Below are 14,238 nucleotides of genomic sequence, written 5' to 3'. Positions count from 1 at the left end.
CGCCTTCACTTCATCAGTACGAGCTCTTCCGCCATCGTCGGGTGCAGCGCGACCGTCTCGTCGAACTGCGCCTTGGTCAGCCCGGCCTTCACCGCGATCGCCGCGGCCTGCAGGATCTCCGGCACGTCCGGCCCGATCATGTGCAGCCCGACGATCCGCCCCGTCTCGCCATCGCACACCATCTTGTAGAGCGCGCGCTCGTTGCGGCCGGCCAGCACGTTCTTCATCGGGCGGAAATCGGACGAATAGACGCTGACCGATCCCAGCTTCTGCTTCGCCTCGCTCTCGGTCATGCCGACGCCGGCGAGCGGCGGGTGGCTGAACACCGCGGACGGGATGTTGGTATAGTCGACCGTCGTCGGTTTGTTGCCGTAATAGGTGTCGGCGAACGCCTGGCCCTCGCGGATCGCGATCGGGGTCAGCTGGATGCGGTTGGTGACGTCGCCGATCGCGAAGATGCTCTCGACGCTCGACTGGTTGTGCTCGTCGACGACGATCGCGCCCTTCTCCAGCGCGACGCCTGCTTCCTCCAGCCCCAGCTCTTCCGTGTTCGGCACACGGCCGGTGGCGAACATGACCATGTCGACGGTGACCGGTTCGTGGCCGGACATGCGCACCGTCAGGCAGCCGTCTTCCTGTTTGTCGATCCCCTCGAAGTTGGCGTCGAACTTGAACTCCAGCCCCTTCATCATGCTGATCTGGAGCAGCCGGTCGCGGATCGACAGGTCGTAGCCGCGCAGGATGTCCTGCGTCCGGTTCATGATGATGACGTGCGAGCCCAATTGGTGGAAGATGCCGGCGAATTCGTTGGCGATATAGCCGGCCCCGGCGATCAGCACCCGTTTGGGTAAGGCATCCAGATGAAACGCCTCGTTGCTGGTGATGCCGTATTCGGCACCCGGACATTCCGGCACCGCGGGCCGCGCGCCGACCGCGATCAGGATGCGCTCCGCCGTCTTTTCCGTCCCGTCGGCGAGGCGGACGCTGTGCGGCCCGGTGACGACCGCGCGGCTATGGATGATCTCGACCCCGTGGTTTTCCAGTGTCTGGGTATAGGCGCCGTTGATCCGGTCGACCTCTTCCATCACATTGTCGCGCAGCGTCTTCCAGTCGAAGTCGCACCGGTCGGGCACCTGCCAGCCGAAACGCTTGGCATCCTTCAGGTCCTCGGCGAAATGCGCGCCATAGATCAGCAGCTTCTTCGGCACGCAGCCGCGGATGACGCAGGTGCCGCCGACGCGATATTCCTCGGCGACGGCGACCTTCGCACCATGCGCGGCGGCGACGCGGCTCGCCCGCGTGCCCCCCGACCCCGCGCCGATGACGAAGAGGTCGTAGTCATAATCGGCCATGGTATCTTACTCCGGGTCCACGAGCGCCGACCGGAGGCCGAGATGCTGGACGAAAGGGTCGAAATCGCGATCGCTGTATAACAGCGGAAGGCGGTCAAGGATGCAGCGCGTGGCGATCAGCGTGTCGATCGTCTTGCGGATCGTGATGCCGAGCCCGCGCAGGTGGCGATAATGGCGCGCGGCCTGCACGGCGACGCGATGGTCCGAGATGACGAGAGGATCGGCAAGGGCAAGTCGGGCTTCCGCCAAGCGGAAAATGCGATCGTTCGGAAACCCCTGCAGCACCTCGGCGACCACCAGATCGGCGGCGATGACCGGTTCCCGACCGAAGGTGCGATCCAGCTGCACCGTCTGAACGGTCTGGATACCCCTGAAATAATCGATCCAGACGCTGGAATCGACGACGATCATTCAGCGGGAATGTATTTGCTGGTCCGCATATCGTCGAGATCGCCCTCCCAGCCGATACCCTCCAACTCCCGCAACGCTTCCTGCTGCCTGAGGCGCACCACCGTGCGCAACGCCTGACTCACCGCTTCGCTTTCCGAGCTAACCTTCAGGATACGCATGGCATTGGCCATCAACGCCGCGTCGATCTCGATATTGGTCCGCATGTGTATGGCTCCGCAGAGCCATACACATAGCGATCCCGCCGCGATCAATCCAGACCGGCGCGGCGGATCAGGTCTTCGGTCGAGGGGTCGAACGACTGGCCGCCCTGGTCGGCCGCCTTCGCCATTTCCTTGCCCAGCTCGACGCCGAACTGGTCGAAGGAATTGATGCCGAGCAGCACCCCGTTCACGAACACGCGATGCTCGTAGAAGGCGATCAGCGCCCCCAGCGTCCGTGCGTCGAGCACGTCGAGCAGCAGCGTCGACGACGGCCGGTCGCCGCTGTACGAGCGCGCCGGGTCCTCGGCCTGCTTGCCCTTCATCAGCGCCGCACCCTGCGCGAAGGCGTTGAGCAGCAGGTCGCGGTGATGGTCTGGCGCCAGCGTGTCGCCCGCCTCGATCACCGCGATGAACTCGACCGGCACGAGGTGCGTGCCCTGATGCAGCAGCTGGAACACCGCATGCTGCGCATCGGTGCCGACCCCGCCCCAGGTAATCGCCGCGGTCGGGCGGCCGACCGGCGACCCGTCGGTCTTCACGCCCTTGCCGTTCGACTCCATCTCCAGCTGCTGGAGGTAGCTCGGCAGCAGCCGCAGCCGCTCGTCATAGGCGAAGGGTGCGCGCGTCTCGGCATGGCGCACCTGCGTGTAATAGAGGTCGGCGAAGGCGGCGAGCGCGGGTGCGTTCTCGTGCAGCGCGGTCAGGCGGAAATGGCGGTCCATCTCGGCCGCGCCCTCCAGCAGTTCCTCGAATGCGCCCCAGCCGAGCCCGATCGCCGCCGGAAAGCCGATCGACGACCAGAGCGAATAGCGCCCGCCGACCCCTTCGCTGAACGGCAGGATGCGGGTTTCGTCGACGCCCCATTCCATCGCCTTGTCGGGCGCGGCGGTCAGCGCGATCACCTTGCCGTACGGGTCCTCGACGCCATGCTCCTTCATCCACTGCAGCGCGGATTCGGCGTTGAGCATCGTCTCCTTGGTGGTGAAGGTCTTGGACGCCAGCACCAGCAGCGTCGCCGCCGGATCGAAGTCCTTGATCGCATCCTCCAGCGCGACGCCGTCGACGTTCGACACGATCGCGACGTCGTAGCGCGAATCCTCGCGGCCCAGTGCATCGACCAGCAGGTGCGGCCCGAGCGCCGACCCGCCGATGCCGATGTGCAGCACGTGGCGGATGTCGCCCAGCGCGCCGCCCTCGATCGCGTCGATCAGCGAGCGCATCCGCTCGTGGAATTTGCGCGCGCGCGCGACGCTGTCGGGATTGCCCTCGTAGCGTTCCGCGGTGTGCTCGACCGGGCGATCCTCGGTGACGTTGACATGCTCGCCGCCGAACATCGCGTCGCGCTTGCCGGCAAGGTCCTGCGCCTGTGCCAGCGCGACGAACGCCTCGACCGCGTCCTTGGTCAGATGCGTCTTCGACCAGTCGAAATGGATGCCTGCCACGTCGAGGCTGAACCGCTGCAGGCGGCTGTCGTCCTGGTCGAACAGGTCGACCAGTCTGGGGGAGGGCAGGGCTTCGATTGCGGTCCAGTCGCTCATGGTATCCGTCCTTTGGGGAGGCTGATCGTGACAGTCCCGTATCGATCCATCCGCATCGGGCCAAGCCCCTACGATGGCGACGGGAACGACTACTCAGGACGCGCGGGGAGCGCTAAGGCTCCCCGTCTATGGCAATCTCTCCTGCGAAACCGAAACAGCCGCGTTCGGAGCTCAACGAAACGGTCCGCTTCCTCCTGAAGCTGGCGCTCGCGGTGCTGATCCTGCGCAGCTTCCTGTTCGCGCCCTTCTCGATCCCCTCGGAATCGATGCTGCCGCGGCTGCTGATCGGCGACTATCTGTTCGTCACCAAGTGGAATTACGGCTATTCGCGCTGGTCGCTGCCCTATGGCGTGCCGCCGATCCCCGGCCGCATCCTTGGTCGCGATCCCGCCCGCGGCGACGTCGTCGTGTTCCGCTCGCCCGGGCCCGACGACCATGACGTCATCAAGCGCGTCATCGGCCTGCCCGGCGACACCATCCAGGTCCGTCGCGGGCAGGTGATCCTCAACGGCAAAGCGGTCCCGAAACAGCGCGTCGCCGATTTCGTGCTGCCGCTCACCGCCAATTTCGACGCGCAGAAATGCGGCGCGACCTTCCAGGACGTCGATGCCGCCGGCGTGCCGGTCTGCCGCTATCCGCGCTTCCGCGAGACGTTGCCGAACGGCAAGAGCTACATGGTCCTCGACCAGGCGGACATCCCGCAGGCGGACGATACCGGCCTCTATACCGTGCCCGCGGGCAACGTCTTCCTGATGGGCGACAATCGCGACGACAGCGCCGACAGCCGCTTCCCGGCGCCGATCGGCATGGGCTATATCCCGATGGAGCGGATCGAGGGCAAGGCGGTCGTCACCTTCTTCTCCACCGACGGCAATGCGTCGTGGATCAATCCGGTCAGCTGGTTCTCCGCCGCGCGCTGGAGCCGCGTGGGAGAGGGCTTCTGAGCACCGACCTGCCCGGCTGGCTCGCCGCCACCTTCGGCCGCAAGCCCGCCGATGCCAAGCCCTACGAACGCGCGCTGACCCATGGCAGCCAGGCCGCCGACAATTACGAGCGGCTCGAATTCCTCGGCGACCGCGTGCTCGGCCTCGTCATGGCGGAATGGCTGTGGGAGCTGTTCCCCAGCGAACCCGAGGGGCAATTGTCGAAACGGCTCAACGCGCTGGTCACCGGCGCGGTCTGCGCCGACGTCGCGCGCGAACTGGGCGTCCGCGCCCATCTGCGGCTCGGCAAGCAGGCGCGCGACGATGGCGCGCATGAAAGCGACAATATCCTCGGCGACGTGATGGAGGCGCTGATCGGCGCCTGGTATCGCGAGGCCGGGCTCGACGGCGCGCGTCACTTCGTCCGCACCGCCTGGGGCGCCCGCGTCCAGAGCGGCCACAAGGCGCCGCAGCATCCCAAGTCGGCGTTGCAGGAATGGGCCGCCGCGGCGGGGCGGCGCACGCCCGAATATGTGGTCGTCGACCGTTCCGGCCCGCACCACGCCCCCCGCTTCACGGTACAGGTCAGGATCGGCACCTTCGCCGATGCCACCGCTGCCGGTGCGAACAAGCAGGAAGCGGAGACGGCCGCCGCCAAGGCGCTGCTGGCGAAGCTGACGGGATGACCGAAGCCTCCGCCCGCCCACTCCCGTTCGCCCCGAGCCTGTCGGCGCTCAGGCCCCCCACGTCACCCCATCTGGATTACCCCCTATGACCCAAACCCAACATTGCGGCCTCGTCGCCGTCGTCGGCGCGCCCAATGCCGGCAAGTCCACCCTGGTCAACGCGCTCGTCGGCCAGAAGGTCGCGATCGTCAGTCCCAAGGCGCAGACGACGCGGACCAAGCTGCTCGGCGTCGCGATCCAGGACCATGCGCAGATCCTGCTGGTCGACACCCCCGGCATCTTCGAGCCGCAGCGCCGGCTCGACCGTGCGATGGTATCCGCCGCATGGAGCGGTACCGAAGGCGCGGACATGATCGCGCTGGTCGTCGACGGCAAGGGCGGGATCGGGTCCAAGGTCACCGCGATCGCCGAGGCGCTCAAGGATCGCCCCGAACCCAAGATCCTGATCCTCAACAAGGTCGATGTCGCCGACAAGCCGAAGCTGCTGCTCCACGCCGAAAAGCTCAACGCGCTGATGCATTTCGCCGACACCTGGTTCGTCAGCGCGCAGACCGGCGACGGGCTCGCCGAGCTGAAGTCGGCGCTCGCCGCCGCCATGCCGGCGGGTCCGTGGCATTATCCCGAGGATCAGGTGTCGGACGCCACCGAGCGCGCGCTCGCCAGCGAGGTGACGCGCGAACAGCTCTATCTCCAGCTCCACGCCGAGCTGCCCTATGCGAGCACCGTCGAAACCGAGAAATACAGCGAACGCGAGGATGGCTCGGTCGAGATCCACCAGCAGATCCTCGTCGAACGCCCGACCCAGCGCGCGATCGTGCTCGGCAAGGGCGGCAGCCGCATCAAGGAGATCGGCGCGCGGGCGCGGACCGAACTCGCCGGCATCATGGACCGGCCGGTCCACCTCTACCTGCACGTCAAGGTCAAGCCCGGCTGGGACGAGGACCGCGACGTCTACAAGGACCTGGGGCTCGACTGGGTCGACTGAGCGAGCCGGCCGGCCGGCGCCTCACCATCCGGCCAGCACCGCATCCACCCATGCCGGCACCAGCATGCCCGCCGGCCCCAGCCGCGTCTCTCCGAAGGCGTCGCTGCCCGCGGACCGCTCGAGATTGAGCTCGAGCGTTGCCGCGCCATAAGCGTCGGCGAGCTGCACGAACCCGGCCGCGGGATAGACCGCGCCGGACGTGCCGATCGACACGAACAGGTCGGCGCCGGCCAGCGCCGCCTCGATCCGCTCCATCCGATAGGGGATCTCGCCGAAGAAGACGATGTCCGGCCGCAACGCCGCGGCCCCGCACGCCGGACAGGCGGACCCGACCGGCAGCGGATCGCGCCACGGGCGGCGCGTCCCGCACGCCGCGCACAGCGCCGATTGCAGTTCGCCGTGCATATGCAGCATCCGCCGCGCGCCGGCGCGCTCGTGCAGGTCGTCGACGTTCTGCGTCACGATCAGCAGGTCGCCGGCCCATTCCCGATCCAGCCGTGCCAGCGCGACATGCGCAGCATTGGGCGCGACCCCGCCCAGCGCCGCCCGGCGCAGATCGTAGAAGCGATGCACCAGCACGGGATCGGCGGCCAGCGCCTCGGGCGTGCACACATCCTCGACGCGATGCCCTTCCCACAATCCGCCCGGCCCGCGAAACGTGGCGATACCGGACTCGGCGGAAATGCCCGCACCGGTCAGGACGACGATGTTTCTGATGTCGCGCATCCGCCCACGGTACGCGTCGGGACTTATGTCTGGAAGTGGTGAAGTGCGGACCGGCCGCTTTCGGGAGGCGGATGGCAATAGCGGATATTGCGCAGGGCTGCCGCTTTCCCAAAAACGATCGAATTTTGGGAAGGGAAATACCCTTCCCAAAACCCCGTCGATGACCGAGCAATCGAGAAATTCTACCGACTCAGATGCTTGGCCCACGCAGCAATCGCGTCGGCGACAGCCGGGTCGCTGTCCGTATCCAACCCCATTGATTGCATCGGCGGCAGCCCCGGAGGCGCATCCTTGTAGAAATGGGTCAGGTTCGGAAATGCCGCGCCCTCTGTCGGCATCGTCTTACGACCGGCGCGTAGCATATCGGCATGCGCTGATGGGACGGAATCGTCTCGGCCGCCCTGAACGATCAACACCGGGGCCTGTACCTTCGCCAGAGCGGAAACCGGATCGACGCGATCGGTGCTGCGCAGATAGGCAAGTCCCGGCTCGGGCATGGACGCGAGCATGGCGGTTTGCGGATCAGATTTTGCCTCGCCCGCAAGGGCCTGACCCGCGCGGATGGCGGCGACCGCGCGATCGAACACCCTCATATCCGGCGTGACACCGGGGGGCACCATCGCGGCGACCTGCGCGCGCAGGATCGACAGGATCGGCAACGCCGGGCCGGACAGGCTGACCACACCATCGATCTTCGAGCCGGCGGGGCCTGCGGCGAGCAACGACGCGACCACGGCACCCTCGCTATGGCCGGCGACGATGACGGGCCGCGTCGCGACGGTGCGGCGAAGCAGTTCCAGCCCAGCCCGTGCGACGTCAATCCGGGTCAGGAAATCGATATGCCGTTGCGCCGCTTCGGCATCGATCGTCCGCGATCCGGTGCCGGGGCCGATCTTAGCCATGCGAAGCACCACGAAGCCCCGCTCGCCGAGCTGCCGCGCCAAGTCGGCATAAGCGTGTGGGCGCATGTTCATCGACGGATAATTGCCGTCCACGTCGCTGTAGAGCGATCCGGGAATGAGCAGCACCGCGCCGCGTGCCGTGCCGTGCGGCATCGTGAAGCGGCACGCGATCTCGACACCCGATACGGTGACGGTCGCATCGCGCTCCTGCGGAGCGGCGGCTTCCACATGACTTGAGGTCATACAGGTGGCTCCGATGATGATGCCGGCGAGGACGGCGCGGCGGTTCATTGCACGCTCTCCCGAAGGGCGGTGCGGGCGTGGCAGACCATCGCCTGTTCCAAGAAGACGGCCATGCCCGGATGCAGGGCATCGTACATCGATCGAAAATCCGCATGATCGACGTACATCCGGCCAAGCGAGGTATAGGCCTCCGCGTCGGGGCACCACGAACGACACACCCAGCTATAGTGCCGGCCCATCAAGTCCTGCGCCGCATTGGAAGGCGGTGTGCCACCTGCCTCGATCAGAGCGACGATATTGGCGTGGATGGCATCGATCTCTGCCTTGAAGTCGAGCAGTTGGGCCGGTGAAAGGCCCTCCATCCGCGCCTTGGCGTCACGGATCGCGACATCGCCAGCTTCGCCGAAGCATGCCACGATCTCCGCTTCCCATTGCGCCTGCTTCTCGGCCGACACACCGTAGAAGAGGCGGCGATCGTCCAACGCCGTGCCGGCATCGAGCGACGCCAGCGTCCGGTCGATTGTCTGCGCCAGATCGCGGCGCTGGGCGATCTCTTCGTCGATCCGGCGGCGCAGATCGAGCAACGCGGCGCGCGTGTCGAAGCCGGGATCGTCGAGGATGCGGGCGATCTCCGCGAGTGGCAGGCCGAGTTCGCGGTAAAACAGGATATGCTGAAGGCGCAGCATCTCCGCCTGCCCGTAATAGCGATAGCCGTTCTCGCCGACGTCGGGCGTCAGCAGTCCGATATGATCGTAATGATGCAGGGCACGGACGCTGACGCCCGATGCTTTCGCTACCTGTTTGACCGTCCGCATGACCTCGCCTCGAATCACTGTGCCATTCTTGTGCAGGATGACGTTGCGTCAGGGTCAAGAGAGCAAGGGCGAGTGCGAAACGTTTTTCCCGATTGGGAACCCATAGCGGGTCAGTCGCCCCGGTGATTGCGCTAGTAGCGGATCGGGGCATCCCCTTTCCCATAACCCGTTCCCGTTTGCTTTTCCCGAAATCGACTGTCGAAGACGGAGAAACGGGAAAGGTCGCGCTTAACGAATGGCCGCTATCGGGAGCTAGGATTGCCCGCCTGAAGGACCAAGTTTAGGCGGGTGCGGAATGTCCGCTATCGGGCGCCAACCGACGAAGGTCCAGTCGCAGGCCGTCTCCCCGACCCAATGTCGTCGCCAGCTGCCGGGCGGCATCACGAACCTCCGCGACGCGAAAAACGCCGAACCGGCGTACGCCGCCTGTCGCGCGCACCGGGTTTGTGCCAAGAGCCGGACATGACTTCAACCAACCGCCACCCGATCGGGCATCGCGCATGACCGCGATCGGCATCTATGGCAGCAGCGGCCGGATGGGCCGGGCGATCGCCGAACAGATCGCGGTCGAGGGCGCGACGCTGGCCGGTGGCGTCGACGCCGGCGGCGATCCCGCGGCACTGGCGCAGCGGGCGGATGTGCTGGTCGATTTCTCGACGCCCTCGGCGCTGGAGGCGCATCTCGCCATCGCCCGCGCCGCCGGCACGCCCCTGGTCATCGGCACCACCGGCCTCACCCAGGCGCAGCATGCCGCGATCGATGCCGCCGCGGCGGATATCGCGGTGCTGCAGACCGGCAACACCTCGCTCGGCGTCACGCTGCTGGCGCAGCTGGTGCGCGAGGCGGCGGCGAAGCTCGGCTCCGACTGGGACATCGAGATCGTCGAGAGCCACCACCGGCACAAGGTCGACGCGCCCTCCGGCACCGCGATCCTGCTCGGCGAGGCGGCGGCGGCGGGGCGGGGGACGACACTCTCCGAACTGCGCGTCGACGGCCGTGCGGGCCTGACCGGCGCGCGGACCGAAGGGACGATCGGCATGGCGTCGCTGCGCGGCGGATCGGTGATCGGCGACCACAATGTCGTCTTCGCCAGCGAGGGCGAACGGATCGAACTGGCGCATCTGGCGCAGGACCGCAGCATCTTCGCGCGTGGCGCCGTCCGCGCGGCCTTGTGGATCGCGGACCAGCCGCCGGGGCGTTACCGCATGGGCGACGTGCTCGGGCTGTGAGCGCGGTGCGGTGAAGAAGGCGGACGTCTTCGAATTCTACCGCCGGCTGGCGGAGGCGAACCCGCATCCGGAAACCGAGCTCGAATCGGGCAATGCCTATCAATTGCTCGTCGCGGTCGTGCTGTCGGCACAGGCGACCGACGCCGGGGTCAACAAGGCGACGCGCGCCTTGTTCGCGATCGTGACGACGCCCGAACAGATGGTGGCGCTCGGCCTCGACGCGCTGAAGCGGCATATCCGCACGATCGGGCTGTTCAACACCAAGGCGAAGAACGTCATCGCCTTGTCCGAAGCGCTGGTCGCCGAGCACGGCAGTCAGGTGCCCGACGACCGCGCGGCGCTGGAACGCCTGCCGGGAGTCGGCCGCAAGACCGCCAACGTCGTCCTCAACGTCGCCTTCGGCGCGGAGACGTTCGCGGTCGACACGCACATCTTCCGCGTCGGCAACCGCACCGGCCTTGCCCGCGGCAAGACGCCGCTCGCGGTCGAATCGAAGCTCGACAAGGCGACCCCGCAGCCCTTCCGCCTGCACGCGCACCACTGGCTGATCCTGCATGGCCGCTACACCTGCAAGGCCCGGCGCCCCGAATGCTGGCGCTGCATCGTCGCCGACCTGTGCGCCTACAAGCCCAAGACCCCGCCGCCGAAAGCGGTCGCCGCATAAACCCACTGGCGCAGCCCGCGGGGCTTTGCTAGGCGCGTCGCTCAGGCACCCGTAGCTCAGCTGGATAGAGCGCTGCCCTCCGAAGGCAGAGGCCACTGGTTCGAATCCAGTCGGGTGCACCAGCTTTTCCGCCGTTGCTGGCGGCTTGCATCAGCCTCATGCTTGCAGAACCGCGCAGAAACACGCGCAACCGGAACCGGAACGCGGGCGCGATCCCGGTAGAGCCGCTCCGCGCCGCATGACGTGCGTCCCGTGAAGCTGATCGTGCTCGAACCGGAGTCCGATTCGTATGGACGCGGCCGTGAAGACGACCGGGTTCAAGAAACCTCTGACGTATGCCGCAAGCACGGGATCATGGCGCGACGCTGTGTGCGTGGCGGGCCAAGTATGGCCCGACCCTCACGGGCATGCCGCGACGCAGGCCATGACCGCGGCATTCCGACATAAGCCGGCATAGGCACCACAACGCCCGGGCAGGGCCTTGGCCCGAAACCGTACCGAAACGTTGCGCCCCGTCCCGTTGTTTAGCTGCTCGAACAACGGGAGTTTCGGATGGCCTATCTGCCCTATCGCGACGATATCGAGACGCTCGAACCGGGCGAGCAGGAGAGTATCGACGGCATCGTCGCGGGCATGACCCAGGAAAGCCGGACGGTCGAGAAGCGGGACGGGCATGCGGTCCGCGCCAGCCATGCCAAGAGCACGGCCTGTGTCGTCGGTGAACTGACCGTCGCCGCCGATCTGCCGCCCGAACTGGCGCAGGGCCTGTTCGCCCGGCCGGGGACCTTCGACGTCGCGGTCCGTTTCGCGCAGGGGCCGGGCGAGAAACTCGGCGACCGGGTCTCGACCCATCGCGGCATGGCGATCAAGGTCTTCGGCGTCGAGGGCGAGAAGCTGCCCGGCCATGACGCACCGACGCAGGATTTCGTGCTGGCGAGCGGCACGACCTTTCCGGCCGGCACCGCCGCCGGCTTTCTCCGTCAGGCGAAGAAGATCGGCCTGACCGTGCCCATGCCCGAAGGCGTCAAGAGCGCGGCCGCGGCGATCGCGCGCAACATCAACGCGGTGCTGAATGCGGTCGGCACCGGCCCCAGCCCGACGCTCGATTTCTACGGCCATCCGTTCAGTCACCCGCTCGACGATTATTATTTCAGCCAATGCCCGATCCGCTACGGCGACTATGTCGCGAAGCTCGGCGCCTTTCCGGTGTCGCCCGACCAGATCGCGCTCGATGACTGGCAACTCGATCCGCATCAGGACGAGGACGGCTTTCGCCATGCCGCGGTCGACTATTTCGCCGACCGGGACGCGGTGTTCGATCTGCGGGTGCAGTTATGGGCGAATGCCGAAACCCAGCCGATCGAGGATACGTCGGTCGAATGGCCGGCGCAGGACAGTCGATATCTGACCGTCGCCACGATCCGCCTGCCGCGACAGGCCGCCTATGGCGCGGACCGCGTCCGTTATTTCGACGAGGTGATGACCTTCCGTCCGGCGCACAGCCTTGCGGCGCATCGTCCGCTCGGCGGCGTGATGCGCGCCCGTATGCAGGTCTATCAGGCGCTCAGCGATTTCCGTCATCGCGAAAACGGCATCCGCGCGGCCAACACCGCCAGCGTCACCGACATTCCGGCGTGATGCCGGACCCGACCCTCTTGGATTCGGAAAGGACAGTCATGACACTCGAAGGCAAGACGATCGCGATCCTGATCGCACCCCGCGGCACCGAAGAGCCGGAATTCACGCAGCCCAAAGCGGCGGTCGAGGCGGCCGGCGGCGCGGTCACCGTCATCAGTCTCGAGGCGGGCGAGGCGGAGACGTGCAACAACGACCTCGACCCCGGCCAGACCTTCACGATCGACAAGGCGATCGCCGACGTATCGGCCGCCGACTTCGACGCGCTGGTCATCCCCGGGGGATGCGTCGGTGCCGACAAATTGCGCGGGTCGGATCAGATCGTCGCATTCGTGCGCGACTTCTTCGCCGCGGCGAAGCCGGTTGCCGCAATCTGCCATGCGCCATGGACGCTGATCGAAGCGGATCAGGTGCGGGGTCGTACGCTGACGTCGTTCCCGACGCTGCAGACCGACATCGAAAATGCCGGCGGCACCTGGGTCGACCGGGAGGTGGTCGTCGACCAGGGCCTCGTCACCAGCCGCAACCCCGACGATCTGCCCGCCTTCTGCGCGAAGCTCGTCGAGGAATTCGCCGGCGGCGACATCATTGCATGACCCGACCGATGCGGACGAGCAGCCCGCTGGGGTCGCTGACCGCGAACTCGTACGTCCCCCATGGCTTGGCATGGGGGGCACCCTCTTCGATGATGAGGTCGCGAACGGCATCCGCCATCGCGTCCACATCATCGACATAGAGGTACAGGCCGAAGGGATTGTCCTCGATATGCTGCGGCCAGCCGGGCGCATGGGTCAGGTGCAGATGCCAGCCCCGGCCGTCTTCGAGGATGCGATAATGGCCATAGTCGCTGACGACCGTGAACAGCAGGCGTCGGTAGAACGCCTCGCTCGCGTCGAGATCGCTGCTGGGTATGATCGCAACCGCACGATGATCCATCTGCCGACACTCCATGGCTGTCCCTCGGGGGCAAACTGGACGTGCCGACGGGATTTGGCGAGCATCAAACCCTCACTGTAGCGTCCGCCCCGCCTACAATGCCTTCCACGTGCCCTTCCAGTCGTACAGCGGCGCGGTGGTGGCATATTCGCGAAGGTACGCCAGCTTCCCGTCCCGCAGCGTTGCGATGGTGGCACCGTCGAAGCGCTTCTCCTCGCCGCGCCACCTATAGTGAAAGGTCCATTCCGCGGTCTCGACCCCGGGCAGGGAATGGAGATCGCGGATCGTCCAGTCGATCACGCGGCCATCCTCCGCCAGCCATGCGGACACCCATTGCGCGACCCGGTCGTGACCGCGGTAGATCGGGCCGAAGCTTTCGATCACGACGCAATCGGGGGTCAGCGCCGCCAGGATCGCGGTGACATCATGTGCCCGCCAGCCGGCGACATAGTGCTCGATCGGCGTCATCGGCATGATGGCCTCCTCCAACAGAGCGGGCCGGCAGCCCTGCGACCGCCGGCCCGTCGTTCCGTTCAGCCCTTCTTGCGCGCGCGCTTCGGGCTGGCCGCGGCGGCGACATCCTCTTCCTCGTCCGGCGCATCCTCGCCGGCTTCGGTCAGCGCCTCGCCGAGCGCCTTCAGCTTCTCCTGCGACGCATCGGCCTTGTCGGCGATCTTCGTCGTCGCGACGCCCAGTCGGTGGAGCAGCGCGTGGACGCGATCGACATCGGGTTCGTCCCGCTCCAGCTGCTTGCGCAGGGAGCCGAGGTCGCGAAGAATGCCCTTGGCGCCGGGGGTGTCGATCTCGGCCAGCGCGGCTTCCCAATCCTCGACCATGTCGGCGCCCTTGGTGGGCTTGGTCGTGTCGAGCCCGCGATTGATCGCGTTCAACGTGCCTGCAAACTTGACGGCCATGTGTTCTCTCTCCGCATGCCTTGGTGGCCGCCATCAACGCGACGCCGGATCCGAAATGTCCCCGCGATCGTACCGACTT

Annotated in this window: 17 protein-coding genes and 1 tRNA gene; 8 read left to right on the top strand and 10 right to left on the bottom strand. The window is 66.7% G+C overall.

The features are described from left to right. Window positions 1–5: 5 nt before the first annotated feature. The 4 genes from gorA to pgi are packed head-to-tail and all read right to left on the bottom strand — an operon-like array spanning window position 6 to window position 3,501. The gene (gene gorA / locus AC1RTO_RS12670) at window positions 6–1,352 is read right to left on the bottom strand and encodes a glutathione-disulfide reductase (protein WP_493161186.1); all 1,347 of its coding nucleotides are present in this window, start codon (window positions 1,350–1,352) and stop codon (window positions 6–8) included. Window positions 1,353–1,358: 6 nt separating this feature from the next. Next, the gene (vapC, locus tag AC1RTO_RS12665; RefSeq protein ID WP_493161185.1) at window positions 1,359–1,763 is read right to left on the bottom strand and encodes a type II toxin-antitoxin system VapC family toxin; all 405 of its coding nucleotides are present in this window, start codon (window positions 1,761–1,763) and stop codon (window positions 1,359–1,361) included. Further along, window positions 1,760–1,966 carry a type II toxin-antitoxin system VapB family antitoxin gene (locus tag AC1RTO_RS12660; RefSeq protein WP_493161184.1) on the bottom strand — a complete coding sequence of 69 codons (207 nt, stop codon included), beginning with the start codon at window positions 1,964–1,966 and terminating at the stop codon, window positions 1,760–1,762. The genes vapC and AC1RTO_RS12660 overlap by 4 nt, the downstream gene beginning before the upstream one ends. A gap of 44 nt (window positions 1,967–2,010) precedes the next feature. Beyond that, window positions 2,011–3,501: a glucose-6-phosphate isomerase gene (pgi, locus tag AC1RTO_RS12655; RefSeq protein WP_293876631.1), complete on the bottom strand. Its 1,491-nt coding sequence runs from the start codon at window positions 3,499–3,501 to the stop codon at window positions 2,011–2,013. A gap of 128 nt (window positions 3,502–3,629) precedes the next feature. Between pgi and lepB the strand changes: the two genes are divergently transcribed. The 3 genes from lepB to era all read left to right on the top strand — a co-directional run bounded on the left by lepB (window position 3,630) and on the right by era (window position 6,095). After that, window positions 3,630–4,445: a signal peptidase I gene (lepB, locus tag AC1RTO_RS12650; protein ID WP_493161183.1), complete on the top strand. Its 816-nt coding sequence runs from the start codon at window positions 3,630–3,632 to the stop codon at window positions 4,443–4,445. Further along, window positions 4,442–5,110 carry a ribonuclease III gene (gene rnc, locus AC1RTO_RS12645; protein ID WP_493161214.1) on the top strand — a complete coding sequence of 223 codons (669 nt, stop codon included), beginning with the start codon at window positions 4,442–4,444 and terminating at the stop codon, window positions 5,108–5,110. The genes lepB and rnc overlap by 4 nt, the downstream gene beginning before the upstream one ends. Window positions 5,111–5,195: 85 nt before the next feature. Beyond that, entirely contained in the window at window positions 5,196–6,095 is a 900-nt protein-coding gene (gene era / locus AC1RTO_RS12640) for a GTPase Era (RefSeq protein ID WP_493161182.1), read from the top strand. 21 nt (window positions 6,096–6,116) lie between these two features. On the opposite strand, the gene AC1RTO_RS12635 is transcribed toward era, so the two are convergent. From AC1RTO_RS12635 to AC1RTO_RS12625, 3 genes are all read right to left on the bottom strand, one after another. Continuing rightward, window positions 6,117–6,821 (bottom strand): NAD-dependent deacylase, encoded by a 705-nt coding sequence (locus tag AC1RTO_RS12635; RefSeq protein ID WP_493161181.1) that lies wholly within the window; start codon window positions 6,819–6,821, stop codon window positions 6,117–6,119. Window positions 6,822–7,003: 182 nt separating this feature from the next. Further along, the gene (locus AC1RTO_RS12630) at window positions 7,004–8,014 is read right to left on the bottom strand and encodes an alpha/beta hydrolase (protein WP_493161180.1); all 1,011 of its coding nucleotides are present in this window, start codon (window positions 8,012–8,014) and stop codon (window positions 7,004–7,006) included. Beyond that, window positions 8,011–8,781: a MerR family transcriptional regulator gene (locus tag AC1RTO_RS12625; RefSeq protein WP_493161179.1), complete on the bottom strand. Its 771-nt coding sequence runs from the start codon at window positions 8,779–8,781 to the stop codon at window positions 8,011–8,013. The genes AC1RTO_RS12630 and AC1RTO_RS12625 overlap by 4 nt, the downstream gene beginning before the upstream one ends. A gap of 500 nt (window positions 8,782–9,281) precedes the next feature. Here AC1RTO_RS12625 and dapB point away from each other — a divergent pair, with 500 nt between their 5' ends. The 5 genes from dapB to AC1RTO_RS12600 all read left to right on the top strand — a co-directional run bounded on the left by dapB (window position 9,282) and on the right by AC1RTO_RS12600 (window position 12,905). Next, a complete protein-coding gene (dapB, locus tag AC1RTO_RS12620; RefSeq protein WP_493161178.1) occupies window positions 9,282–10,010 on the top strand; it encodes a 4-hydroxy-tetrahydrodipicolinate reductase in 729 nt (242 codons plus the stop codon). 10 nt (window positions 10,011–10,020) lie between these two features. After that, on the top strand, window positions 10,021–10,674 hold the full coding sequence (gene nth, locus AC1RTO_RS12615; RefSeq protein WP_493161177.1) for an endonuclease III: 654 nt from the start codon (window positions 10,021–10,023) through the stop codon (window positions 10,672–10,674). 45 nt (window positions 10,675–10,719) lie between these two features. Continuing rightward, window positions 10,720–10,796 (top strand) — tRNA-Arg (locus tag AC1RTO_RS12610). Between the two features lie 430 nt (window positions 10,797–11,226). Next, window positions 11,227–12,312, top strand: coding sequence for a catalase family protein (locus AC1RTO_RS12605; RefSeq protein ID WP_493161176.1), 1,086 nt, complete (start codon window positions 11,227–11,229; stop codon window positions 12,310–12,312). A gap of 38 nt (window positions 12,313–12,350) precedes the next feature. Beyond that, window positions 12,351–12,905 carry a type 1 glutamine amidotransferase domain-containing protein gene (locus AC1RTO_RS12600; RefSeq protein ID WP_493161175.1) on the top strand — a complete coding sequence of 185 codons (555 nt, stop codon included), beginning with the start codon at window positions 12,351–12,353 and terminating at the stop codon, window positions 12,903–12,905. Here the strand turns inward: AC1RTO_RS12600 and AC1RTO_RS12595 are convergent. The 3 genes from AC1RTO_RS12595 to AC1RTO_RS12585 all read right to left on the bottom strand — a co-directional run bounded on the left by AC1RTO_RS12595 (window position 12,895) and on the right by AC1RTO_RS12585 (window position 14,159). After that, on the bottom strand, window positions 12,895–13,245 hold the full coding sequence (locus AC1RTO_RS12595) for a VOC family protein (RefSeq protein WP_493161174.1): 351 nt from the start codon (window positions 13,243–13,245) through the stop codon (window positions 12,895–12,897). The two genes, AC1RTO_RS12600 and AC1RTO_RS12595, sit on opposite strands and share 11 nt — an antisense overlap. A gap of 93 nt (window positions 13,246–13,338) precedes the next feature. Next, window positions 13,339–13,719 carry a nuclear transport factor 2 family protein gene (locus tag AC1RTO_RS12590; RefSeq protein ID WP_493161173.1) on the bottom strand — a complete coding sequence of 127 codons (381 nt, stop codon included), beginning with the start codon at window positions 13,717–13,719 and terminating at the stop codon, window positions 13,339–13,341. A gap of 59 nt (window positions 13,720–13,778) precedes the next feature. Beyond that, a complete protein-coding gene (locus AC1RTO_RS12585) occupies window positions 13,779–14,159 on the bottom strand; it encodes a hypothetical protein (RefSeq protein WP_493161172.1) in 381 nt (126 codons plus the stop codon). Window positions 14,160–14,238 lie beyond the last annotated feature (79 nt).

The sequence above is a fragment of the Sphingomonas sp. GW821-FHT10F09 genome (genome assembly GCF_058809195.1).
This window is presented reverse-complemented; position numbering and strand designations above follow the sequence as displayed.